This window comes from Clostridium pasteurianum (genome assembly GCF_001705235.1).
In the GTDB taxonomy this organism is placed as follows: domain Bacteria; phylum Bacillota; class Clostridia; order Clostridiales; family Clostridiaceae; genus Clostridium_S; species Clostridium_S pasteurianum_A.
On record NZ_MCGV01000001.1, the window covers coordinates 4,333,778 to 4,358,727 of the forward strand.

Below are 24,950 nucleotides of genomic sequence, written 5' to 3' on the forward strand. Positions count from 1 at the left end.
GTAAAGCATTATTTCACCAATTGAGTATTGAAAATATTAGTTAAATTTAAAGAAGAAATTCTTTTTTCAATTTTTTCTCTATCTATTGTATATAGCCCCATTTCCTTCATTCTCGCAAAGTATTCCGCCCCAGCAAAAGTATATCTATTTCTACGGCCTTTTGTTGTACTCAATTTATAATTAGCATAAGAAATAATGTCTCCTATAGCAGTCTCATTAGGGAGTATTAAAGGTGGCATATTTAAAAATTTTCTTACAGCGTTATTACCGGCAAGACTTCCAGTACAGATAGCTTCAGTATGACCTACAAACAAGCCACTCTTCTCTCCGCCGCAAAATAAATTATCAATACCCTTTACTTTCATATCGTTTGTTCTTGGAGCTACAGATAAATATCTTATGGAATTTCCTTTGCCTCCTGCATATGGATCTACAAATTTTGCATTTTCTAGTCCTTTAATTTTTCTTAATTTTTCAAGGGGGTAGAAGCATGTCATTAGCTTTGCATGTGCGAGGTGAACCAAACTGCGGTGTGTTTTTGTCTAAGCCTACATTTTCAAATTCCAATATTTTACTCTTTTTATCAGATCCAATAAAGTTGATTATGACTTTTTCCTTGTCTTTGTTAGAATTTCCAAACCAATAAATATTATCTATTAATGCATTTATAATAATTTTTTTCTTTTCGTGTGGCAGTGTATCGATTATATTACAGTCATTTAATATATTTTCTATTATATTTAAATTTAGTTTAGCTGTTTTAGATTCTGAATGATTAAATCTAATATTAGTTAATTTATTTTCTATTTCAGTACATTCTTTTTTTATAGTCTTAATTTTATCAATAATTATGTTTTCAATTCCTGTGCCATTTGCAAGTGCATTTGTTAGTCTATCAATTTGCTTTTCCTTATTTGAAAGTACTGCATTTAATTCTAATTTTATATCTGATTCACTATTTTTCATCTGAGAACAATATTTTTGATTGAGATTATTTATGAATTTTTTCTTAGATTTAGATAGTTTCTTTAAACTAAGAATCACTAAATAATCTATTTTATCAACTCTAACATTTGTATTTTTACAAAGTTTTTTGTGTGATTTTTGCTTCAAAGAACAAACATAATAAAATAATTTTTTGCCTGATTTAGAAACTTTGCCGTGTTGGACTACCATGTATTTTTTGCAATAACCGCATTTTATTTTACCAGTTAATAAAGCATTATTTGTTTTACCTAATCTAGGGAAGGTATTTCTATTTTTATCAAACTGTTTTTGAACATTAAGCCAAAGCTCTGGATCAATGAAACCTTTAATTTTTCCTACGGCAGCAAAGCGTTCATTTTTAGGATTTTTGATTTTAATATGTTTCCCATTTCTTACAACTTGCTTGGTTTTATTATATGTGAGAAGCGAATGAATGCCATCAGCTTCACCGTAAACTTTCCAATCATTAGCCCTTAAATAGTCTATAATATCATTATTTGCCTTTACGTAGACAGGATTTTGAAGTATAAGTTTTAAACTTGATTTTTCAAACATGATATCATTTTTAGAGGTTAACTGATTTTCTGTAATATATACTTCTAATTTGTGTAGACTTCCAAGCTCTAAATATTTTTGATATAAAAATTTTACAAATTCACTCTCGTTTTTATTTATTTCAAGGGTGTGTACTTCACGTGTAAGTCCTCTATTATCAATATAAGTTTTACTTTTAGAACTAAATCCAAATGGGATTTTTCCGCCGGTCCAGCGCCCATTTTTGGCCATCTCAATCATATTATCTTTTACACGCTCTGCTATAGTCTCGCGCTCAAGTTGAGCAAATACGGAAGCTATATAAATCATTGCTTTTCCAATAGGAGTTGAAGTATCAAATTGTTCTTTAATACTTATAAAGCTAACCTTATGTTCCTGCAATATTTCAAGTGTACTAGAAAAATCAGCTACATTTCTGCTTATTCTATCTAATCTATAACATACTAGAATATCAAATTTATTTAGTTTTATGTCTTTAATCATTTTTTGAAATTTAGGTCTGTTTATTGTCCCTCCTGAAAAGCCTTCATCCTCGTAGATAGTAAACTCTATGTTATCTTTGTGTTTATTATTATTTATATAATCTTTACACATTTCAATTTGATTTTCTATAGAATCTCCTTTACCGGTAAATTTACTTTTTCTACTATATATTGCTACTCTCATTTAGCTGCCCCCAGCAAGATATAAATAATGTTTACTATTTATTTTATTTATAAATTATCTAAATATATGATTATGTATTGAAATAATGGTAGCAATTTTTTTTATGATACATAACATAAAGTAGATAACTATATGGAGGATTATGTATGAAGGTTGTTATGGTATTACCCCAAAACATAAAAATGCTTGAGGATAAATATACTGAGGTGCTTGCATATGCTACTGCTGATACCTTGACTCATGATGAACTGGGATATTTGATTAAGAAATTAGAAGAGAAAAATAAAAAGTAATCACTATAGTACATGATAAATGTAAAAAACTATTTACATTTTTTCTGACGAGTACTAGAATAAATAATGTAAAGAAGTTTTTACATTTATATTTCTTTAAGAATTAAAATGGAGATGGTTACTATGAGGAAAATGGATGAAATGGAAATGAGCATTAGCTTAAAATCAATAAAATCAGCATGGACTTATACAATATTATTTTTAACAGTTTGGCTTATATATAACGTTATTCATGCAGGAAACATTGGAATGGCGGGGTTTTTATTGATAACACAAAATCTTGTTATGATATTGGTGCAGTTTTTTTTGAAATGGAAGCTTGGTAGATATGAAAAATAATATAAGAATTTTAAGGAAACAACTTGGACTCAGACAGGAAGATGTAGCCAATACTTTGAAGGTAACAAGACAAACTATAAATGCTATTGAGAATAATAAGTACAATCCAACACTGGAGCTGGCAATGAAACTGGCTAGATTGTTACATACTACGGTAGATGAATTATTTATACTTGATGAGTAAAGTGATTTTTATATGTCGTAGTTTTCAGAGGAATTTATGGTATTTTGAGTGCGAAAACAATATAAAAAGAAGCCTTTGTTTTTTGTGTGTGAGTTTTTAATTACGTAATGTACTTATTTGCGTAAGGCATTACTATTTTTTTTTGAGTTTTTTTGAACTGTCATCAGTAGTAATAGACAGCTCATTTGTGTTATTTAAGTTAATCTTATATGTTAGAGTGGATTTTCCTTTGAGATACACTAAATAAGTACATATTTATATAATTATTTACAATTTTATTGAATAATTATGGACATTTTGTTAATATAATAGTGGACAAAAAAGGAGATGTTTTAATTGAAAAAAGTAATAGGTATAGTTAGTATTGTTTTATTTGCATTAATTTCATTTCAAAGTTGTGCTGCCGGAGTAGGAAATGCTTTGGAAAATAATAAAACTGCAAGTGGCTCAGCAGGCTTTATTCTCGCAGTATGTATGTTAATTGCAGGTATAATTGCAATAGTATCAAAATATAGCAAAGGTATGACTATTACATCTATAGTATTTTATGCTATTGGTGGTTTGATTGGAATTTGCAATATAGGTATTTTTAAGGATTTACAGATATGGTCTATATTAAGCTTTATATTTGCAGCACTATTAATATTCCATATAGTTAAAAATAAAGAACTATATAATGGTACAAAATAAGAAAGGGAGCATTATTGCTCCTTTTATTTTTTGACACAAATACGTAGCGAGGTATGCAATCTATGATTGGAAACTAAGTGGCATAATATAAGAAAAATATATTGGGGGGAGGATTCTAATTGGAAAAAATAATTTTAATAATAGTTGTCATCTTAATTGTATTAAAAGTTTGTATTGCAATATTTAGAGCCATAGGGGTAATTGGATGCATTGCCTTAGTACTTGCCATAGTTATTGCCTTAAATATGTTATATAGATATCTCAAAAAATTATCTGAACGAGAAAGTATATATGAAATTGCTAATGAAGAAATAACACATATAATAAATGACTATAAAGAATCTGATAGATTTTTTGAAAGAAATTTAAAAATGAATTTAGATGAAGAACTACTATTTATATATAATATACAGCAATTTTTAAAATCTAAGAAGCAGGATTCTACTTTTAAATTTTTAAATGATGAAATCACTTTAAATATGGTAAATAGGAGTGAAGAAAGCGCAGAAATACTTGTTAACTCTAAACATAATTATACGCATGCAAAACGTTATCCTGTATCTATAAAGAAAATTGATAAATAAACAGAAAATAATAGTATAGGATTAAAAAAGGAAAGGAGAATTACTACTTCTTTTCTAAATACTTTTTTAAAGGTTGCAGTTTGGAACACCTTGCATGTCCTGTATCCAATAGTATTACATTTTCCGCAAATTCCTTAAGGGCATACTGCTGGCATACTTTGAGTTTTAATTTATCAAGATTTATATCCTCAGGTGGGACAGTTAGTATAACGACACCTTTTTCATCTAATTGTTTTACTATTTCGTCTGATAAGGTCTCTTTTGCAAGCTTGCAGGAACCACTGAAAGCACCTGGCATATCTGCTTCTCTTTCACCTCTTAAATCATCAACGCCAGCTCTTTGACTTATGCTTACTCTAGGACCAAAAGAAGGGCAGCGTAGTACGCACATAGAACATCCATTTCCGTACCTTAAACAATTTCCCATTGGGCCTGTAGATCCTGTCGTTTCTATAAACATATCGCCTTCAATGTAAGTGCCATCAGATAAAAAAATTCCTTCAATTTTATTTTCTGTTTTCTTTACGTCAATTACTCTTTTTATAAGGTGTATTTTTATACCCATATTTATTAAGTATTTTTTAACTGCTGGTTCTATTTTATTTACATCGTATAGCCAAGCATGACCTTGATTTATTGTATTGCGATAAAGTACTTTCAGAACCCCAAAGATAGATATATGCTGTATTATTAGTTCCATTCCATTCAATTCTACGCACGAGGGCATTTATTATATTTCGTTTATCTTCAATTGTTTGAAGTACATCAAAGGTATCTTTAAAACTATTAAGGCAATTCATCAACAAATCAGAATTAAGCCGTTTATTTGTATTTTCTGTAGAGTTTAAATTCTTTAATCTGCTTTTTATATTTGATATTTCCTTACCAAGGCTGTCTATTTTAAGTAAAATAAATTTTGATGCATTTTGACTTGCGGAATTAGAAAGTTCATCTAAAAGTGCATTCATTTCTTTGTTTTTTAATTTTAATTCATGTTTGAGGCATGAAACAGTGGAGGTAGAAGTACTAGCTGTATTTTTTTTATATAATTGAAGTTCTTTCAATATAGCTTTTTTGTCTAGTTTTTTTAGATTTTCTAGAATGACTTTTTCCAGTTTATCACCCCGTACATTGGGATTAGAACACTTTGATTTTCCTGAATGTGCTTTCATTGTGCAGGTGTAATAATATATTCTTTCACCTCCATCTTTTTTAGGCCTTCCATAGCTTACACGCATTGGAGCACCACATTCAGCACATTTTAAAATACCTGACAATAGAGATTTTTTAGAAGTTCCTTGACGTGGATTAAGCTTTTTAGAATTTTTATCTAAAATTTCTTGAACATATAACCAGGTATCGGCTTCAATTATTCCACTATGGTTACTTACTGCAGCTATCCATTTTGCCATATTATTGGTTTTGGATTGACACCTTTTTTTATTATAGATTAGTATTCCATTTTGATTAGGAGTACCACAAACTTGCATACCCTTATTTTTTAAGTATATAAAAACAGATTTATTTGACTTAACGTATACTGGATTTCTAAGTACATCGTTTATAGACATAGCAGCAAAATTACCACCGTTTTTTCCTTTGATGTTGTTTGAAAGTAAATATTTTAAAGTGAGAGCTATGGAATTTGTTTCAATATATTTATTGTAAATTAATTTTACTTTTTTTAGTTCAGTATTAATAGGAGAAAGCTTATACATGCTTTTTTGCTTGAATTCATCATTCAAATATAATATTTTTTGGCTTTTGAAACCTAAAGGGGTTTGACCGCCAAGCCATCTACCCATTTTAGCTAATTCAATCATGTTGTCCTTTACACGCTCAGCTATAGTTTCTCGTTCAAGCTGGGCAAAAACAGAGGCTATATACATCATAGCTCTTCCCATTGGTGTGTTGGTATCAAATTGTTCTCTTATGCTTATAAAATCAATTTCCCATTCCACAAGTTTTCTTATTAGAGTTGAAAAATCTGCTATGTTCCTACTTATACGATCAAGTCTATAGCATATTAAAATATCAAATTTTTTAGCTTTTGCAGCCTTAAGCATTTTTTGGAAATTAGGCCTATGAGTATTTTTACCTGAAAAGCCTTCATCTTCGTATATTAAAAAGTCAGTTATGTTTTTATGCTTTAGATTAACAGTACAATAGTTTTTGCATAATTCTACCTGGTTACCAATAGATTCACCTTTACCTGTAAACTTTGATTTGCGGCTGTATATTGCAACTCTCATTAGATCATCACCTCAATGAACAAGTTTTTTATTGAAAATATAGTCTGTATTAAACTTATTCATGATGGTGGATAATATAGGACTAAAATACTATAAAAAATTAGAATAGTACAAACATCAGCTGACATAAAGAATATAGGGAGGTTATAGCACATGAAAGAAATAAAAGTAGAAGTTTATAATCCAACACAAGAGAATGAAACTGAATACTATAAAAGAGGAGCTATTTGCTTTGTTAGTGCTATAGCTAAAAAATTAACCTGCAGCGAAATTGATGAACTTATTGAAATTTTAAAAAAGGATATAGGCTAGAATTATACACTAATGAAATTAAGATTAGAAATTGAGCAACTTTGAAAAATATGTTTTTATAATTCAAAAGGTATAATATGTATTTGATTAAAAAATATTTTAACAATATAATAAATTTTACTTAAAAATTGACGATAATAAAGCTATAATACAAATATATTGTCGAATAGTAAAAAGGGGGAGGACAATGAATAAAATAATGCTTGGAATTATGATTACAGCAGTATTAATTTTTACTGGATGTTCAAGTAAAAGCACAAATAATACAGTTGCTACTAAAAAGAAAGTAATTAGTAATTCTGTTAGCAGTATAAAAAAGAATTCAAGCAGTACAAAAGATACTACAGTTAAGGAAAAAAATAGTGATATTCATCCCTTATCGAAACAGCAAAAAAAAGCGGTCGACTCCAAAATTGATTCAGCTGTAAAAAATATCGACAGTATTTTGAAATCCATTCAAGATCCAAGTGATATTGATTTAAGTTCCATAAATTAAAATATCTAAACGGAGGAAATAATTATGAATAAAAAAAGAGTTTTATCACTTGCATTATCTTTAGTAATAACGTTACCTACGGCAGCTTTAGCAAAGGATAAGAACAATACTGAACATGGACAGGGCAATAGTAATCATCAAGAACTTAAAGTTAAGGATGAAAATGTAAAAAATGAAAATGCTAATGTGAATTCTTCAGTAAGCAAACAAAACAGCGAAAAAGGACAAGCCAATAGACAAGAAGCTGTACAGAAAGTGAATGACAAAAAACAAGCTGTAGCTGAATTTAAGACTGCAATGAAAGCAAAACATGAACAAATGAAACAGTTAAGGCAGCAGACTATAGCTTTAAGGCAGCAAATTGAGCAGAAAAGGGACAAACTTTCTTTAATTCTACAGGATCTTAAGTCAGGCAAGAAAACGTTACCTGAGGATACATTAAATTCATTAATTGCAATTTCTGAAACTATTCAAAGTGATGGTAATACGATAAAAGAAACAGCAGAGATAAACACTGAAGTTTCAGATACTCAATCGAAGGTAAGAAAAGCAGACTTTAACAATGCACTTAATTCTATGGATAAGGTAATAAGCAAAATGCAGACAAGGTTAGATGCTTTAAATAAGCTAAGTATTGATTTAGATGAGGCGCTTAAAATTGCTAATACTGCAACTTTAGTTGAGGTTCAAAATAATGTATCTACAAATACAGAAACATCTAATTCAGCTGGAAGTACTGCTAGTGAATAGTTGAAAATATATTTTAGCATTTGGTATTTTTAGACCAGATGCTATTTTTTAGTGATTTTAAAAAATTAATTTTAAATTTAGTCTATGTTGCAATATTATAAGTGGAGCATGTTCATGACCGGGGAAATCAACGTTTTTATGCCTTGTATTAGCATCTGTTATATTTATAAGATCACCTGCACCCATGGCAATTAGTTCTTCTGCGGCAGTATATCTACCATTGTTTCTCATTATTCCGCCAACGTTTCCAAGACCTAAAATCATGTCTGTTTTTTCATATATAGAAACTTCGTCAGCACCTGCTTTTTTTGCAGCTATTGCTGCTGCAGCACCTGACCATCCTCCACCTATAATTATAACTTTCATTAAAAATTACCTCCAAAATAATTAGTTACTAAATATATCTTCTGCCCTTAAAAAGAAATCTTGGATCTATCTGAACTTTGCACATCCTTTTCATCTTATCATCATCATACATAATACTGCATGCACCACAAATACCCTCTCCACAGCATAATTTTGCATTGTTGCAACAAGAAACTTTAATATTTTCATCTAGTACGTCCAAAATTTTGCTTATGAGTATATTAGGTCCTGAAACATGAACTAAATTTACCTTATTATACTTTGTAAAGTTTAGTAGAAAATCCCTAAAATCTTCTGAAAGCTCCCCATTATCAAGGGTATTTAAATTATAAACATCTGCTGCATATTCTTCTATATATTTATTTATAAAAACATTGTTAAATTTCCCTTTATCGAGTATAAGAACTATTTTATTGCCGCTGGAATATAGTTTTTTCATAACAGGAACAGATGGAGCTTCTCCTATACCTCTCGCAATAATAAGGGATATGCCTTCTTTGCAGGAATATATATTTTTTAGACCTAAAACGCCATTCCAGTAAGGACCTTTTAGTAAAATAGTGTCTTGCTCTTTAAGGTCATTTATACTTTTAGTTTTAATTCCTTTAATTTCAATAGCAACTTTTAGAGTATTTTCTTCGGACGAGGCCTCCATTATTGAAATTGGACAACTGTAGTATTTTGAACTTTTGGGTGGTCTTAAGAAAACATAACTTCCAGGATATAATAAGTTTTCTGCAAGTTTGTGTTTTACTAAGATTGTAAGTATAATCAAATTATTATCTATTGTTTCTTTTTTTAATATTTCACATGTATATTCTTCTCTTTCTTTTTTTGCTTTATTGAGATTCCACGTATATTCCTGATATATACAAACTCCTTTCCAATTTACGCAATCACAAAAGTTTTTACCGCTTAACTGGGAACAAAGTATGCAGTTACCAGCTTCGGCAAGGTGGCATGGGCAGTACTCCGTTCCACTGTCTATGCAGTCTATAATTTCATAATTCAATATAAGCACCTCCAGTGTTTGTGAGAACATCAATAGGTCTCAATATTAGAATATTTACGTATTGACATAATTGTTACAATAATTCTTTTTCCTATGCTTTGTTGGAATTTAATACAGTGATATAATATAGGAAAACAAAATGTAACTTAAGACATTTATGTTCCAAGATGATGGCATCAAAGTGTTATGTTAGGCACATTGAATTAATTTTTAAGCGTAGAGAAATAATCTAGAGAGGTGGCATTTAGTTTGAATTATAATTTAAAGGATATAGAAAAAAATCCATGGCTTATAGAAAAAATTGATAATCCAGATGAGGAGCTATGCATTTTATGTGTAAAAAGAGCCTGGAATACATTAGAATTTATAAAAAATCCAACAGAAAAAACAATTAAAGCGGCTCTTAAAACTAAGGGATGGGCTATTAAGTTTATAGATAATCCAAATGAAGAAATTCAAATTTTAGCAGTAAAAAGCGATTGGGATTCAATACAATATATAAAGGATCCATCATATAAAGCTAAGCTTATGGCAGTAAAATCAAACTGGGAGGCTATAAAATATATAGATAATCCTACTCTTGAAATTAAGAGAGCTGCGGTAAAACAAAATGAAGAAGCAATTATGTATATAGATAATATAGAAGAAAATGATAAAAAATATTTTGTAGAAGACAATGTAAAAACATTAAAATATATAAAATTTGAAGATGATAAGGAATTTAAAGATATTTTAATCAAAAAGCTCAGAGACAAAAACATTGAAAAACAATATGTAGTTGATTTTTTAAAAATAAAAGCTGTTGATTTCAATAAAATAAGATTTATACACGAATATGGAAGTAAAAATGCTAAAATATATACAGTAGATTATAAATTGTCAATGTAAGGAGAACATGAAATGAATTTTAAGGATGCAATGGAAGGGATAAAGCTTGTTTTAAAGTCAAATTCTGTACCTCTTTTAATAGGGAAAAGTGGTATAGGAAAGACTTCTTTAGTTAAAGAACTTGCTGAAAATGAAGGATACTATTATGTTAATATAGATGGCAATTTGTTAAAGGAAGGAGAGATTGGTGGTCTGCCGATGGTGCAGGATTATGAGAAGGACTTTAATGGCAAAAAGGTTTTTATGAAAAGAACAGTATATGCTGAGTATTATAAATTTATTGAAATAGATGAAGTTTTAAAAGAAAATCCTAGTAAAAAAATACTTTTATTCATAGATGAAATAAATAGGTGTGAACACAGCGTACAGCAAGAACTTATGAACATAATCTTAAATAGAGAAATAAATGGATATAAACTAAAATCTAATGTTCATGTAATTGCGGCTATGAACCCATCCAGTAAATATGATGAATTTGAAGATAGTGATTATCAGGTAAATGATATGGACCCTGCACAGGAAGATAGATTTGTATGGATTTATCTTGATTCAGATGTTAATGCATGGATAGAATGGGGAATGGAATGTGTAAACGGTGAAAGAAGAATTCACTCAGAAATACTTGATTTTATAGCAAGTTTTCCAGAATACTTAAATACACCTAATTCCAAGGAATCCATAAAGGCTACACCTAGAAGCTGGGAAAGGGTTTCTCAAATATATAAAATTTATGTTAATGAAAAAGATTCTATATCATCAAATGTCTTTTATAATCTTATACGTGGAAATGTTGGAACTTCAATAGCTCAGGATTTTGTGAACTATATTGAAGAAAGCAAAAGACCTATTATAAAACCTGAAGATGTATTTAAGGATGATATAATAAGCCAGAAGTTAAAGGATAGAGTTAAAGGTGAAAGTCATTCTAGATTGTTTTTGGCATCTAAAAATATTTTATTTTATCTTGAAAATAAAAATAATAGGAAAAGGGAAATTGAACTTTTTTCACAGTTTTTAAATCTTTATCCCAATGATTTAAAGATGGGAATAATGCAAAATATAAAAAAGGATTGTAGCAGTGAGTTTTATAAAGAACTTTTGGAAAATGATACTTTTTTAGAGGACTTTTTTCGTATGTATGAAGAAATAGAAGATTAAAGGATTGATTAATTTGAATATTCAAATGGACAAACTTCATAAAGAGCTTTTTGAGCAAATGATTCAAATGAATGAAAAAACTTTTGACAGTGAATTTAAAAGTAAGTTTTTAAATTTTATTGAAATGCTTACCTTTGACTTAATGGATGGTGAGGATAATTTCTTTGCTATGTTTTTTATACAGATGAAAAGGGGAGTGAGAGGCGATATTGCTTCAGGCTGTGAAACGGAAATGTCGCTGTCATACTTTACAATGTATTTTAATCCGTATATATTTTTAAAATGCTCCATAAAAGAAATGAAGGCTTTAATAAAACACGAAATATACCATGTTATGTATAATCATATGAAAAGGGCAAAAAAGTTAAGTGAAAAGTACAGTATGCTAGCTATAAATACTGCTATGGATGTTTCTGTTAATCAGTATATTAAAGACTTACCGCCATGGTCCATTAGTCTCCAAAATACTAAACTTCAGTATAATATAATAGATTTTGAGTATGATAAAACTCTTGAGTACTATGTGAAAAAGATACAGGAAAATATAGATAAAAAGAAGAAAGATGAAAAAAGAGGAATTGTAAATGATAAAAATTTTGGTGTATATAAGGAATTTGATGAAATGAACATCCATAAGCTCTGGAGGAATAATTCTAAAGAGTTTAGTGAGGATCAAATAGATGAACTAAAAAATAAAATTATAAGAAATGCAGCCAAGGGAAAGCTTCCTCCTAAGGTTCAAGAATATGTTGATGATATGAATAAGAAAGCAGAAATATCGTGGCAAAGTTATTTAAAAAGAATGATAGGTACACTTCCTAAGGGATATAAAAAAACAATAACTAGGAAAGATAGAAGGCAGCCTTATAGGATGGATTTAAGAGGAAGGCTTTCAAATCATGTTATTAAAATAGTTGTTGCTGTAGATATAAGTGGAAGTATGACTGATGTGGAGATAGATGAAGCCATGACAGAAGTATTTGATATTTTAAGGGATAGAAATTATGAATGTACCATAATTGAATGTGATAATATAGTGAGAAGAGTATATAAAGTAAAAAAACCAAAGGACATAAGAAAAAAGTTAGATACAAAAGGTGGAACAAGTTTTTCGCCCGTTTTCGAATATCTCCATAAACATAGAATGGAGGATTGCCTTTTAATATATTTTACAGACGGTATGGGTGAAAAAGAACTGCCAGTAAGGCCTAAAATAAAGAAAATACTATGGGTACTTACAGGTCAAAAGGGCGAATTATCGTTAAATAGAAGTTTAGGGAAAGTGAAAAAATTAAAGAATAAATCTGTAGAAAGTTTCGAAATTTATAGAGATGTTTTGTTCAATAGAGGGGAATGGGCCAATAATGAATGGGCTAAATAAAGATTTTTAATTGAAAGGTAGTGATAAGCTTGGATAAATTTGAAGTATATTCTGATGGCTCTTATTTAAATGGAAATGTTGGTTACGGAGCCGTAATTTTAAAAAATGGCCAATGCATACATGAGATATATGGAAGAGTTAGTGCTGACTATGCAGTATCCTCAAGACAGGTTGGTGGAGAAATAAAAGCTGTAGAATATGCATTAACCTGGTGCAGTGAAAACAATGTAAATCATGTAACTATCTATTACGATTTTGAAAATATAGAGAAATGGGCTACAGGAAAGTATAAAGCCAATAAACCTTTAACTCAGAAATTTAAAAGCTTTATAGATGAATGTACTATAAATATAAACTGGGTGAAGGTAAAAAGCCATATAGGTATAAAGTGGAATGAAGCTGCTGATGTTCTTGCAAAGAAAGGCACTCTTTCAGAGAAAACTGAAGTCATTGTAGAGCCTATTAACGATAAAAAAAAGGAAGTTAAAACTAAAAAAAGTACCTCTACATATGTAGAAAAATTAAATGATTTTGGAGAAGGCTTTACAGAATTTTTATGTAATAATGGCCTAAAGGCTGTATTTAAAGGAGTATTTAATTCATGCGATGGGATAATTGAAATATGGAAGCAAGATGTAAAAATAGGCAATCTTCATGTATATAATACTGCTAAAAAAAATTTATCTCCAGCTTATCATGATATTAAAAATGAAAAATATAAGGATGAAGTAGAAAGGCTCCTCTGCATATATAAGAATAAATAAGACATAATAAAAAAGATGAATTTTTTTATTATGAGGAGGAAAAAATGCCAAGAAGAAATAACGTAAAAAAAACTGATACTGAAACCAAAGGAGAAAAGTCAGAACACGCTTTTAATGAAGCAGCTGAAAGCAAAGTCAATAAAAAAAATATGACCTACTCTAAAGACGACTTTTTTAAAGACAAAGTTTGAATAGGTCGAAGTAACAGTGCTTTAGAACATTAAAAAAATCATATAAATCTTATTATAACTGAGATTTGGATCATGGATCCATTATCCTTCTTAATTTAATATAGGCACTCTTTAACTTACCTTGAGTTTGTCTAAACGTTTAATGTAATTTAAAGAGTGCCTATTTGAAGTAAAGAAGGATAATGTGCTAAAGCCCAAACCTCACGTATGATAATTTTATGATTTTTCTACCAAGATTTATTAGAATTTTCAGCACTGTTACTTCGATTAGAAGGTAAAGCAAGGAAAAAATTCCTCCGTACCTACGGAATTTTGGGTGTAATTATATGGAACTGCTGCACCAAATTTAAATAATGCGAGGCAAATTTTTGGTTAGCAATATTAGTACCCAACACATTGGCTACGCAGATTATAATTTTTTTCATCTCGTTAGATGACGAAAGCACCTAAATTACTTCACATCTTTCTATAGTCCCATCATTTCCTTGAGATATAAATAGCTTATTATTGTTTTACCATCAGAAATTTTGCCGCTTTTAATATATTCTATAAAATCATTTTTATTTATCCACATAACTTCATTTACATCTTCATCATTGATTTTACTTATAGTTAAATCTGATTTCTTGATTTTTACGTGGTAAAGATGAAGAACGCTTTTGCTAAATCCCAGAATTGGTTTATAGGATATAATTTTCTGTAAGTTTTCCCTTTTTACTTGCAAATTAGTTTCTTCCTTAAGTTCACGAATAATACAATCCTCAGGAAGTTCACCTTCAATATCAAGACAGCCTGCTGGAATTTCAAGGGTGTTATCCATTATGGCAGGTCTGAATTGCTTTACCATTAAAACATCATCAAATTCATCAGTTACAAATGCGGCTGCGGCATCATAATTTTTAAGTATATCATAAGTCCTTCCATTTACATCTCTATTGTAAATTTTAAGCCAACCGTTATAGGCCAATTTATCACCATTCATTTAAGCATCTCCTTAATTTTTTAAGCTTCTAAACAATACATAAATGCCTGCTGCTATTAAAATTATTGGAAGTACAAAACTTTTATCAAACCATACAGGGAGTATGATTTTAAATATATTTGATGCTACTGAAAAAATAGAAATTACAGCAAGTACTGTTGCCAATATAAAATTACTTCGTTCTTTTCCTGCAAATATATATAACTGATATAGACCAACTGAAAGTGAAAGTGCATATATCTGCCATGATATAACATTTAATGCCCCTATATAAAAATATGATTTAAAAATATAATATATTCCTAAAGTTATTAATATACCACCAGGTACAAGATTAGTTGAACTTTTGCGACCTATAAAATAACTTAGGTCAAAAGCTATTCCTAGTACTAATATAGTAAGTGCAAATATAAATTTTGAAGAAAATAGACCAAAATAGTTAAACTTATTAAAAATTGACATCAAGCCTATTAAAATCAAAAGTCCACCCAAAAATATATTAGACCTTTTCATAAATATCATCTCCTAATACAAATTCAATTCTTATTATAACATTTATTGTGCTGCACTTTTAAGTAATTTATCAATGTGTTAATATAAATTATATAGTTTTTTTATAGAAACTTATATAATTTATGCATAGTTAGGTGGTTTAAAATGGCAAGGACAAGATACACAAAAGGGGTATCTAAAAAAAGAGGGTTGAAACCTGGAAGTTTGGTACATATAGGCAAAAATACCGGTGAAAAATCAAAAATTTATGTTATGGATTATAAAGACGAGTGTTTTGAGGAAAAGAATTTAAAGACAATTGAAGAATGTTATGAATATAAAGATAAAGACAGCATGACATGGATAAATATAAATGGTCTTGAGGATATAAGTTTATATGAAAAGATTGGTGAGAAATTTAAAATACATTCACTTATTATGGAAGATATATTAAATACCAATCAAAGACCTAAAATAGAAGAGTTTGAGAAGTATATTTTTATTGTTCTTAAAATGATATATTATAAGAGCAATAAACTTGTTGTTGAACAAATCAGCATAATATGTATGGATAACTTGATAATTACTTTTCAAGAAACCGGCAAAGAGGGGGACGTTTTTCAGAATTTAAGAGATAGAATAAGAAATTCCAAAAGTAAAATTAGAAAGACAGGGGTAGATTATTTAACATATGCGTTGATTGATTCTATTGTAGATAATTATTTTGCTGTATTAGAAAAGGTAGAAGACAAGATAGAAAAATTTGAAGAATCAATTGTAGATAAGGCATCAAATGATTTGTTTAATGAGGTATATAATCTCAAAAGAGAAATGATATTCTTATGGAAAGCTGTTTGGCCTCTTAGAGAAATAATAAATAATTTACAAAGGGGTGAAATTGACTTAATTGGACGTGATGTCAGTATCTATTTTAAGGATGTCTATGATCATACTATTCAGGTTATAGATACTATTGAACTTTTTAGGGATATAATATCAGGTATGCTTGATACATATTTATCCAGCGTAAGTAATAAAATGAATGAAATAATGAAGTTTTTGACCATTTTTTCTACTATATTTATACCGCTGTCATTTTTAGTAGGTGTTTACGGTATGAACTTTGAAAATATGCCTGAGCTTAGATTTAAGTATGGATATGCGCTCCTGTGGGCTGTTATGATAGGTATAGCTGCATTTATGCTTGCTTATTTTAGAAAGAAAAAATGGCTTTAATATTAAAAAATAAGCTAAATAATATGATTAATAAGGTGATTAAATGGAAGAAAGATTACAAAAATATATGGCTAGTTGTGGTGTAGCCTCTAGGCGAAAATGTGAAAATATGATTGAAGAAGGAAGAGTTAAAGTAAATGATGTAATTGTTAAGGAACTTGGAACTAAAGTTGAACCAGATAAGGATGAAGTTAAAGTAGACAATAAACTTATTCACTTGGAGGAAAGAAAGATTTATGCTGCACTTAATAAGCCTAAAGGCTATCTTTCAGCAGTAAGTGATTATAGGGGAAAAAAGACGGTAATAGATCTCCTTAATTTTAATGAAAGGGTTTTTCCAGTGGGAAGACTTGATTACAATACTTCAGGGCTTTTAATTATAACTAATGATGGTGAAATATTTAATAAAATAATGCATCCAAGACAAAATGTAAACAAATGTTATATGGCAACAGTAAAGGGTAAACCAGAGGCAAAGCATATTGAAGCTTTAAAACGTGGGGTTGATATAGGAGGATATATAACTAAAGAGGCTGAAGTTTCAATAGTTTCGTCTACGGATAAAACTTCTATATTAAAAATAATCATTCATGAAGGGAAAAAAAGGCAGGTAAGAAGAATGTGTGGTGCTATTGGTTTTCCTGTAGTAGAACTCAAAAGAATTTCTGTTGGTGATATAAAATTAGGAAACTTAAAAGAAGGTGAAACAAGGATGCTGCGGGAAAATGAAATTAATTATTTAAAAAGTTTGTAATTTACAATTATTGTATGTTCGTGATTTATTCTATGTTATATACTATTAGATAAATAAAATATTGCATAAGTTTTTATTAAATGCTAAAATGAAATAAAAAATTCATTTTAATTGTGGTAATGCAATTATTATTGTAGCATTAGAAAGGATTAGAATTTATGGAAGACGAAAAATATGATTTGATGAGAATTATACAAGTTAAATTTCCGAGATTAAGTAAAGGTCAAAAATTAATAGCAGAGTACATATTGAAGCATTATGATAAAGCAGCATTTATGACAGCTGCTAAATTGGGAGTAAGTGTTGGAGTAAGCGAATCAACAGTGGTTAGATTTGCAAATGAACTTGGGTTCAGTGGATATCCAAAGCTTCAAAAAGCACTTCATGAGCTAATTAAAAATAAGTTAACAACTGTTCAAAGAATTGAATTATCAAATACATTTATATCAAAAGAAAGTTCATTAAAAGGTGTTCTTAAAGCTGATATGGAAAATATACGTGTCACATTAGAAAAAATAAATCATACTGTATTTGATGAAGTAATAAATAACATATTTGCAGCTAAAAGAATATACATAATTGGACTTAGAAGCTCTACAGCACTTGCTGAATTTTTGGGATTTTATTTGAACCTAATACTAGATAATGTATATGTTGTCAGTTACGGAATCAGTGATATTTTTGAACAAATAATAAATATAACTTCTGATGATTTGCTTATAGGTATAGGTTTCCCAAGGTATGCTTCAAGAACCATTGAAGCTTTAAGGTTTGCAAAATCAAGAAAAACTAAGGTTGTTGCGCTTACAGATAGTCTTTTATCACCACTTGCAACAGAAGCTGATTATACTCTTATAGCACAAAGCAATATGGCTTCTTTCGTAGATTCTTTGGTTGCACCTTTAAGTGTAATAAATGCTCTTATTGTATCTGTTGGTTTAAGAGAAAAAGATCGTATATCCAATGTATTTACTGACCTAGAAAATATATGGAAAGAATATGGGGTTTATTCTTCTAGAAATATGGAAGATAAATTTTAAATTTTATTAGAAGGTGGTTTTTTGGCAAAAGTTGTTGTAATAGGTGGCGGCGCTGCAGGCATGATGGCGGCAATTACGGCGTCAGCTGAAAATGAAGTCGTTTTAGTAGAGAAAAACTCAAAATTAGGTAAAAAACTTTTTATAACTGGAAAAGGAAGATGCAATATAACAAACTCTATAGATATTAGTGAGTTTTTTGATAATATACCAGGCAATCCATATTTTCTATATAGTTCCCTTTATTCTTTTACTAATGTTGATTTAATTAATTTTGTAGAAAACTTAGGTGTTAAATTAAAAGTTGAAAGAGGCGGAAGAGTTTTTCCTGAGTCTGATAAATCTTCAGATATAATAAATGCTTTTATTAGAGAAATTGAAAAGAGAAAAATAAAGGTACTTTTAAATTCAAAAGTTATAAAAATTAATAGAGAAAACAATGTTATAAAAAATGTTGTTACGAGTGAAAATAAAATTATAGGTGGAGACTTTTTTATTTTGTGTACCGGTGGAAAATCATATCCACAAACAGGTTCAACGGGTGACGGGTATGATTTTGCAAAGAATTTAGGACATAAAATTATTGAACCAAAGCCATCCCTTGTTCCAATAGAAGTTAAAGAGAATTGGATAAGTGAGCTTCAGGGTCTTTCACTTAAGAATGTAAAACTTTATATAAAGAAAGGTAAAAAAGTTTTATATGATAACTTTGGAGAAATGATATTTACACATTATGGTATATCTGGTCCTATAGTATTAAGTGCAAGTAGAGTTGTAAACTATAATAAAAATCTAGAAGCTGTAATAGATTTAAAACCAGCACTTAATGAAAAGGAACTTGATAGTCGTATACAAAGGGATTTTAATAAATATATAAATAAGGATTTTAAAAACTCACTAGATGATTTACTGCCGAAGAAATTGATACCTATAATTATAAAATTATCAAATATAGAAGAAACTAAGAAAGTAAATTTGATTACTAAAGAGGAAAGAAAAAATCTTGTACATTTAATAAATAATTTAACTTTGAGCATAAAAGGATTAAGACCTATTGAAGAAGCAATAATAACTGCAGGAGGAATTGATACTAAGGAGATAGATCCTTCAACTATGCAGTCAAAAAAAATACATAATCTTTATTTCTGTGGTGAAGTAATAGATGTAGATGCTTACACAGGTGGATTTAATCTTCAAATAGCAATGTCAACAGCACATGAAGCTGGAAAAAATGTAGGTGCTTTGTAATTTTATATGGTTAATATTTAATAGTCATAGTATAGATGAACGAGTTATAAAAAAATATTGCAGCATTTATGTAAAATTTAATAGAAAAGAATACAAAAAAATATATTTTGTAGAAAAATTAAAGGATTTTTTCTATATGTATAGAATTAATTAATAATAGTATTTCAATAAATATTAATTATTTTTAAACACATTGCAGCAAAGAGAAAGGCGGAATTTAATTGAAATTAACTGTAGCAATAGATGGTCCTGCGGGAGCAGGAAAGAGCACTATAGCTAAACTTGTTGCAAAAAAATTTGGGCTTATGTATATTAACACTGGTGCTATGTATAGAGCAGTGACCTTAATAGCTATGAGAAAAAATATAGATACTAATAATATAAAAAAATTATGTGACCTTATGGAATTGATTTCTATGCACTTTGAAGATGATAAACTTATAGTAAATGGAGAAGATGTTAGTGAGGAAATTGTATTGCCTAAAATCAGCCAAAATGTATCAAATTATGCTTCAATCTTAGAGGTAAGAGAAAAACTTGTATCTTTGCAAAAAAGTATGTCGCAAAAGTATGATGTAATTATGGATGGCAGAGATATAGGAACGGTGGTTTTAAAGGATGCACCTTTTAAATTTTATCTTACAGCTGCACCTGAAGAAAGAGCTAAAAGAAGATACAATGAATTGAGATTAAAGCACATAAATGTATGTTACGAAGACATACTAAATGATATAATAAAAAGAGATTATATTGATTCAAATCGTAAGATAAATCCACTAACAAAGGCTGAAGATGCTGTGGAAATCGATTCATCATTTATGAATATAGAACAAGTTGTAGATTTCATTACAAAATATATAAAAGATAAAATATAAAAGGTGGTTAATTCTGTAAATGAAAAAGGTTATACTCGCCGAAAAAGCTGGCTTTTGTTTTGGCGTTAAAAGAGCTGTAGAGCTGGCACTTTTAACTCAAAAAAAGTACAATAAAAAAATTTATACTTTAGGTGAACTTATTCACAATAATGATGTTGTAAGAAAACTTAAGGAAAACAACATATATCCCATTGAAACTTATGATATACAAAAGTTAAAAGAAAATGATGTTATAATTATAAGATCTCATGGTATTTCTAAGAAAGTGTATGATATGCTTTTGTCTAAAGGACTTACTGTAGTTGATGCTACTTGTCCATTTGTGAGTAAGATTCATGAGAAAGTCAAAAAATACAGTGAACTTGGATATGATATAGTAATTGTAGGTGATAAAGACCATCCTGAAGTTATAGGAATTAATGGTTGGTGCGATAATAAGGCTGTAATTTCAAAAAAAGGTGAAAATATAGAAAATGTTGGTTCAAAGGTTTGTATTGTTTCTCAAACTACTGAAAAAGCAGAAAATTGGGAGAAAGTATTAAGTAAAGTTAAGAACAATGAGAGAGAAGTTCTGTGTTTTAATACAATATGTAATGCTACATCAGAAAGGCAAATGATTGCCAATGAGCTTTCAAAAAAAGTGGATTTTATGGTGGTTATTGGCGGAAGGCAAAGCTCAAATACAACTAAGCTATATGAAATATGTAAAGCCAATTGTAAAAATACAATTCATGTAGAAAATTCAGGAGAAATACCTGATGCTATATTAAAAAATAAAAACAATATTAAAATAGGTGTAACAGCAGGAGCGTCAACACCTAATTGGATTATTGAGGAGGCAATTAGTAAAATGAGTGAAAATGAAGTTTCAAAGGAAATAAATAGTGAAATGGCTGATGCAATGAAGTTCATAGCTGAGAATGAAGAAAAAATATATGTAGGTGCATCAGTAGTTGGAGAAGTTATTCAAATTTCTAATAAAGAATTATTTGTAAATATAAATTATAAGAGAGACGGAATAATACCTAAAAATGAAGTTGAAGATCAGGAAAAAGAATTAAAGGATATATACAATGTCGGAGATAAGGTTTCAGCAAAAATAATAAAATTAAAGGATGCTGACAATTATGTTGTATTATCTATAAAAGAACTTGAAAGAGAAGAAGGATACAAAGAAATAGAAGAAGCATTTAAAAATAAGACGTCCTTAAATGTTGTTGTTAAAGAAGCTGTAAAAGGTGGAATAATTGCACTATATAAAGGAATAAGAATATTTATTCCGGCATCACATGTAGAACTTTTTCATGTTGAAAATCTTAGTGAGTATGTAGGAAAAAGTTTTGATGTAGCTATTATAGAATATTCTATTAAGAAGAGACAAACAAAGATAGTAGCATCAAGAAGAGAACTCTTAAATAAAGAAAAAGAAAAATTAGAAGCAGCGGTTTGGGATAAATTAGAGCAAGGTCAAATAGTTGAAGGAGAAGTTAAGAGATTAACTAATTTTGGTGCTTTTGTTGAGATAGAGGGAGTAGACGGACTTCTTCATGTATCTGAAATATCATGGGGAAGAGTTGAAAAGCCTGCAGATGTACTTAAAATTGGTGATAAAATTAAAGTGTATATATTGAGTATTGATAAAGAGAATAAGAAATTATCTTTATCAATAAAGAAATTAACAGAAAATCCTTGGAATAATGTAGAAGAAAAATATCCTGTAGGTTCTGTTGTTTTAGGTAAAGTAGTAAGATTTGCTGATTTTGGCGCTTTTGTTGAACTTGAACCTGGAGTTGATGGTTTAGTTCATATTTCAGAAATAAGCCATAAAAGAATTGCAAAGCCATCAGATGCTCTTGAAATTGGTGAAGAAATAAAGGCTAAAATATTGGAAGTAAGTTCAGAAGATAAAAAAATAGGTTTAAGTATAAGAGAAGTTGAAGAATAATATAAATATCACATAGAATAGAAAACCATAAGTTTAAATGTACTTATGGTTTTTTATTTAAATATTCTACTTAAAAATGCATTTATGGGGTTTCAATTATTGAGTAATAAATTCAATTTAATTGCAATATACTCTATTGAGTATCTAATTTATGGAGGATATTATGATTGAAACAGTGAATTCCATTGGAGAAATAAAAGGTAAAGAATTAAGAATGTTAAGAAAAGTTTTAGATAGATATGGACTTAAAGCTATAGATATAAAGAAAGCAAGAAGTGCATATAAAATTACTACAGACAAGCGCACTATTTGTTTAAAGAAAATGAAACATGAGTTTAAAAAAGTTCAAAATGGCAATTATTTAGTTAGAGAACTTAATAAAAATAATTTTAATAATACAATCAAGTACATTAAAACGAAAGACGATAAATTGACTGTGTATTATAGAAATCTTGTGTTCTATGCTACAGAATGGATAGATGGTGACGAATGCAATTTAAATGATATAAATGAAGCTATTAATTGTGCAAAGTTTTTAGCAAAGTTTCATCTGGCTGCAAAAAATATAGATACTCGAAAATTTAAGATGAAAACTAAATCAAAAAATTGGATAGAAATTTTTACAAAATGTGTTGATGATATGGAAAAATTTAGATATATTATAGATAATAAAAGAATAAAGAATGAATTTGATATTATGTATGAAAAGCTTATTGATAAGTATTATGAAAGAGGAATTTTTTCTATAAAAATACTTAACGAATCATCTTATATTAGAATTATTAAAAACATAAATAGAAAAAAATCTATATGTCATAATAGTTTTTACTATCAAAATATAATTAAGAATGGCGATAATTATTATATAATTGATTTAGACAGTATAATTTTGGATTTGCCTATAAATGATTTAGGTAAAATGATTAGAAGACTTATGACTAAAAAGGAATATATGTGGGACTTTAATAAGGCAAAATCCATAATAGAAGCATATAGTTCCGTAAATAAGCTCACTATAGATGAAATAGAAATAATGCTTTCACTTATAATTTTTCCACATAAATTCTGGAAAATAGGCAATAAGAGATATGTGAAACATAAAAATTGGTCTGAATGCAAGTACATGAAGAAACTTAATAAAATTGTCTTAAATGATGATTATGAAAAAGGGTTTATAAAAAAATACATGGAATATATACAAAAATATAATTAATGTATTTTTAAATTGACAGAAAAATATATTGATTTTATACTTAAATTAATAAATATAATAAGAGGATATTATATGATTACATGTGAGAAATTAAACGATAAAAATTTAAATTTTTTTATAGAATTAAATAAGCGAAGGAAAATTTTTAATACTCTTAATAAAGATTTTTTTGATGCATATAATAGTACATCTTTAATAAAAAAATTTTTTATTAAGAAAAATGTAAGAATTTTTAGATTTAACAAAGAATATGCAGGATATGCATGGATAGAAAAGAAAAATAAAGACATAGTTGAAATAAATGCTATGTATATAGAAAAAAAGTATGGATTAAAAGCTGGAATCTACAAGACAATTTTAAAGTATTTTAGTAAAGGCTATAAGTTTTTATATAAATGTGAAAAAAATGATTATAATTATCCTGTATTAAAAAGATTAGGTTTTAATGTTATTAAAGGCAGTATGCGGCTAAAAATTCAATTAGAAAATCTTAAGCCTGTAAAAAAATTAGATGATGTAACCATTGAAAAATTTGTAAAGTTGCAAGATGAAAATATAAGATGCTACATACAAAATGAAATTTTTGATTCAGAGGGGAGAATTCCACTTTCAGTTGAGGATATATACTATGATGAAACACAGGATTATTATGTTGACGATGGAGCCTTTTTTATAAAAAAATGTGATTCAATAATAGGATATGGTCAATATATATTAGAAAATAATATTGTTACTATAGTGAACTTTGGTATAATTAAGAAATATCGAGGAAAAGGGTATGGAAAATACTTTTTGACTTATATATTAAATGATTTAAAGGAAAAAGGCTATAAAGATGTTTATATAAAAGTGGATATGGATAATATTCCAGCTATAAATTTGTATACTGGCATAGGATTTGTAAAAGAAGTAGAACAGCTCCAGCTAGAAAAGAAAGAATGATTGTATGAATTGTTTTTATAGGAGTATAGAATAAAAGCTATATTAGGTTTTAACTTTGAACTTAATATAGCTTTTATTTAATTAAGTTTGTGAGAAATGCAGCTAGATTACAATAGCCCTTACGACTGCTATTTCTCACTTTTTATTATTTAATGCATAATATTCCTTCGGTCGGTACATGATAAGATCTAGCATTAAATAATTTGACATTCTTGGAACTACTAAAATATCCTATATCACATACACAGTTGCATCTAATCAGGTCTTTTTCAGTTTGTTTATCACTATTTTCGGGTAATTTGGCATCATACATATGCAAAACCTCCTTTATACAATTTCAATATTATTCTTTTCAAAG

At 28.6% G+C, this 24,950-nt stretch carries 27 protein-coding genes and 3 pseudogenes; 21 read left to right on the forward strand and 9 right to left on the reverse strand.

Going from position 1 to position 24,950, the window contains the following annotated elements; genetic code table 11:
- Positions 1-8 precede the first annotated feature (8 nt).
- A pseudogene (locus BEE63_RS19475) lies at positions 9-524 on the reverse strand (FAD-dependent oxidoreductase); the annotation flags it as partial.
- Positions 475-2,208: a recombinase family protein gene (locus BEE63_RS19480; protein WP_066022967.1), complete on the reverse strand. Its 1,734-nt coding sequence runs from the start codon at positions 2,206-2,208 to the stop codon at positions 475-477. The gene BEE63_RS19480 and the pseudogene BEE63_RS19475, both read right to left, overlap by 50 nt.
- Positions 2,209-2,354: 146 nt before the next feature.
- Between BEE63_RS19480 and BEE63_RS21850 the strand changes: the two genes are divergently transcribed.
- The 5 genes from BEE63_RS21850 to BEE63_RS19500 all read left to right on the forward strand — a co-directional run bounded on the left by BEE63_RS21850 (position 2,355) and on the right by BEE63_RS19500 (position 4,298).
- Complete coding sequence (locus tag BEE63_RS21850) at positions 2,355-2,501, forward strand: hypothetical protein (RefSeq protein ID WP_175400870.1); 147 nt, start codon at positions 2,355-2,357, stop codon at positions 2,499-2,501.
- Between the two features lie 123 nt (positions 2,502-2,624).
- A complete protein-coding gene (locus BEE63_RS19485; RefSeq protein ID WP_066022968.1) occupies positions 2,625-2,840 on the forward strand; it encodes a hypothetical protein in 216 nt (71 codons plus the stop codon).
- Positions 2,830-3,024, forward strand: a complete 195-nt coding sequence (locus BEE63_RS19490) for a helix-turn-helix transcriptional regulator (RefSeq protein WP_066022969.1) — start codon at positions 2,830-2,832, stop codon at positions 3,022-3,024. Before BEE63_RS19485 ends, BEE63_RS19490 begins: the two co-directional genes overlap by 11 nt.
- 336 nt (positions 3,025-3,360) lie before the next feature.
- On the forward strand, positions 3,361-3,714 hold the full coding sequence (locus tag BEE63_RS19495; protein ID WP_066022970.1) for a hypothetical protein: 354 nt from the start codon (positions 3,361-3,363) through the stop codon (positions 3,712-3,714).
- A gap of 119 nt (positions 3,715-3,833) precedes the next feature.
- On the forward strand, positions 3,834-4,298 hold the full coding sequence (locus BEE63_RS19500; RefSeq protein ID WP_066022971.1) for a hypothetical protein: 465 nt from the start codon (positions 3,834-3,836) through the stop codon (positions 4,296-4,298).
- Positions 4,299-4,344: 46 nt separating this feature from the next.
- Here BEE63_RS19500 and BEE63_RS19505 read toward each other — a convergent pair.
- Positions 4,345-4,923, reverse strand: a pseudogene (locus BEE63_RS19505) (FAD-dependent oxidoreductase); the annotation flags it as partial.
- Positions 4,898-6,550, reverse strand: a complete 1,653-nt coding sequence (locus tag BEE63_RS19510) for a recombinase family protein (protein WP_066022973.1) — start codon at positions 6,548-6,550, stop codon at positions 4,898-4,900. The pseudogene BEE63_RS19505 and the gene BEE63_RS19510, both read right to left, overlap by 26 nt.
- 153 nt (positions 6,551-6,703) lie before the next feature.
- Here BEE63_RS19510 and BEE63_RS21855 point away from each other — a divergent pair, with 153 nt between their 5' ends.
- From BEE63_RS21855 to BEE63_RS19520, 3 genes are all read left to right on the forward strand, one after another.
- Positions 6,704-6,862, forward strand: coding sequence for a hypothetical protein (locus tag BEE63_RS21855; protein ID WP_175400871.1), 159 nt, complete (start codon positions 6,704-6,706; stop codon positions 6,860-6,862).
- A 187-nt stretch (positions 6,863-7,049) separates the two neighbouring features.
- Positions 7,050-7,358, forward strand: coding sequence for a hypothetical protein (locus tag BEE63_RS19515; RefSeq protein ID WP_066022974.1), 309 nt, complete (start codon positions 7,050-7,052; stop codon positions 7,356-7,358).
- A gap of 24 nt (positions 7,359-7,382) precedes the next feature.
- A complete protein-coding gene (locus BEE63_RS19520) occupies positions 7,383-8,108 on the forward strand; it encodes a hypothetical protein (protein ID WP_066022975.1) in 726 nt (241 codons plus the stop codon).
- Between the two features lie 105 nt (positions 8,109-8,213).
- On the opposite strand, the pseudogene BEE63_RS19525 reads toward BEE63_RS19520, so the two are convergent.
- Together BEE63_RS19525 and BEE63_RS19530 are read right to left on the reverse strand one after the other, a co-directional pair.
- Positions 8,214-8,474: pseudogene (locus tag BEE63_RS19525) on the reverse strand (FAD-dependent oxidoreductase); the annotation flags it as partial.
- A 28-nt stretch (positions 8,475-8,502) separates the two neighbouring features.
- Entirely contained in the window at positions 8,503-9,486 is a 984-nt protein-coding gene (locus BEE63_RS19530) for a sulfide/dihydroorotate dehydrogenase-like FAD/NAD-binding protein (protein WP_066022977.1), read from the reverse strand.
- A 249-nt stretch (positions 9,487-9,735) separates the two neighbouring features.
- Between BEE63_RS19530 and BEE63_RS19535 the strand changes: the two genes are divergently transcribed.
- Genes BEE63_RS19535 through BEE63_RS21860 form a run of 5 tightly spaced genes read left to right on the forward strand, consistent with a single transcriptional unit; the run spans position 9,736 to position 13,868 of the window.
- Complete coding sequence (locus tag BEE63_RS19535) at positions 9,736-10,374, forward strand: hypothetical protein (protein ID WP_066022978.1); 639 nt, start codon at positions 9,736-9,738, stop codon at positions 10,372-10,374.
- Between the two features lie 12 nt (positions 10,375-10,386).
- The gene (locus BEE63_RS19540; protein WP_066022979.1) at positions 10,387-11,532 is read left to right on the forward strand and encodes an AAA family ATPase; all 1,146 of its coding nucleotides are present in this window, start codon (positions 10,387-10,389) and stop codon (positions 11,530-11,532) included.
- Between the two features lie 25 nt (positions 11,533-11,557).
- Positions 11,558-12,913, forward strand: a complete 1,356-nt coding sequence (locus BEE63_RS19545; RefSeq protein ID WP_242874883.1) for a vWA domain-containing protein — start codon at positions 11,558-11,560, stop codon at positions 12,911-12,913.
- Between the two features lie 20 nt (positions 12,914-12,933).
- Positions 12,934-13,677, forward strand: a complete 744-nt coding sequence (locus BEE63_RS19550) for an RNase H family protein (RefSeq protein ID WP_066022981.1) — start codon at positions 12,934-12,936, stop codon at positions 13,675-13,677.
- A gap of 44 nt (positions 13,678-13,721) precedes the next feature.
- Positions 13,722-13,868 carry a hypothetical protein gene (locus BEE63_RS21860; protein ID WP_175400872.1) on the forward strand — a complete coding sequence of 49 codons (147 nt, stop codon included), beginning with the start codon at positions 13,722-13,724 and terminating at the stop codon, positions 13,866-13,868.
- A gap of 466 nt (positions 13,869-14,334) precedes the next feature.
- Here BEE63_RS21860 and BEE63_RS19555 read toward each other — a convergent pair whose 3' ends face one another.
- Both BEE63_RS19555 and BEE63_RS19560 read right to left on the reverse strand, forming a co-directional pair.
- Positions 14,335-14,850, reverse strand: coding sequence for an NUDIX hydrolase (locus tag BEE63_RS19555; RefSeq protein WP_066022982.1), 516 nt, complete (start codon positions 14,848-14,850; stop codon positions 14,335-14,337).
- Between the two features lie 12 nt (positions 14,851-14,862).
- On the reverse strand, positions 14,863-15,363 hold the full coding sequence (locus BEE63_RS19560) for a hypothetical protein (protein ID WP_066022983.1): 501 nt from the start codon (positions 15,361-15,363) through the stop codon (positions 14,863-14,865).
- A 144-nt stretch (positions 15,364-15,507) separates the two neighbouring features.
- Here BEE63_RS19560 and corA point away from each other — a divergent pair, with 144 nt between their 5' ends.
- From corA to BEE63_RS19600, 8 genes are all read left to right on the forward strand, one after another.
- Positions 15,508-16,578, forward strand: a complete 1,071-nt coding sequence (corA, locus tag BEE63_RS19565) for a magnesium/cobalt transporter CorA (protein WP_066022984.1) — start codon at positions 15,508-15,510, stop codon at positions 16,576-16,578.
- 43 nt (positions 16,579-16,621) lie between these two features.
- The gene (locus BEE63_RS19570) at positions 16,622-17,332 is read left to right on the forward strand and encodes a pseudouridine synthase (protein WP_066022985.1); all 711 of its coding nucleotides are present in this window, start codon (positions 16,622-16,624) and stop codon (positions 17,330-17,332) included.
- A 158-nt stretch (positions 17,333-17,490) separates the two neighbouring features.
- Positions 17,491-18,372, forward strand: coding sequence for a MurR/RpiR family transcriptional regulator (locus tag BEE63_RS19575; RefSeq protein ID WP_066022986.1), 882 nt, complete (start codon positions 17,491-17,493; stop codon positions 18,370-18,372).
- A 21-nt stretch (positions 18,373-18,393) separates the two neighbouring features.
- Positions 18,394-19,617: an NAD(P)/FAD-dependent oxidoreductase gene (locus tag BEE63_RS19580; RefSeq protein WP_081312619.1), complete on the forward strand. Its 1,224-nt coding sequence runs from the start codon at positions 18,394-18,396 to the stop codon at positions 19,615-19,617.
- A gap of 221 nt (positions 19,618-19,838) precedes the next feature.
- Complete coding sequence (gene cmk / locus BEE63_RS19585; protein WP_066022987.1) at positions 19,839-20,492, forward strand: (d)CMP kinase; 654 nt, start codon at positions 19,839-19,841, stop codon at positions 20,490-20,492.
- Between the two features lie 19 nt (positions 20,493-20,511).
- On the forward strand, positions 20,512-22,437 hold the full coding sequence (locus BEE63_RS19590) for a bifunctional 4-hydroxy-3-methylbut-2-enyl diphosphate reductase/30S ribosomal protein S1 (protein ID WP_066022988.1): 1,926 nt from the start codon (positions 20,512-20,514) through the stop codon (positions 22,435-22,437).
- A 163-nt stretch (positions 22,438-22,600) separates the two neighbouring features.
- Positions 22,601-23,650: a CotS family spore coat protein gene (locus tag BEE63_RS19595; protein WP_066022989.1), complete on the forward strand. Its 1,050-nt coding sequence runs from the start codon at positions 22,601-22,603 to the stop codon at positions 23,648-23,650.
- A gap of 72 nt (positions 23,651-23,722) precedes the next feature.
- A complete protein-coding gene (locus BEE63_RS19600) occupies positions 23,723-24,592 on the forward strand; it encodes a GNAT family N-acetyltransferase (RefSeq protein ID WP_066022990.1) in 870 nt (289 codons plus the stop codon).
- 145 nt (positions 24,593-24,737) lie between these two features.
- Here BEE63_RS19600 and BEE63_RS21865 read toward each other — a convergent pair whose 3' ends face one another.
- Positions 24,738-24,905, reverse strand: coding sequence for a hypothetical protein (locus tag BEE63_RS21865; protein ID WP_175400873.1), 168 nt, complete (start codon positions 24,903-24,905; stop codon positions 24,738-24,740).
- Between the last annotated feature and the right edge of the window lie 45 nt (positions 24,906-24,950).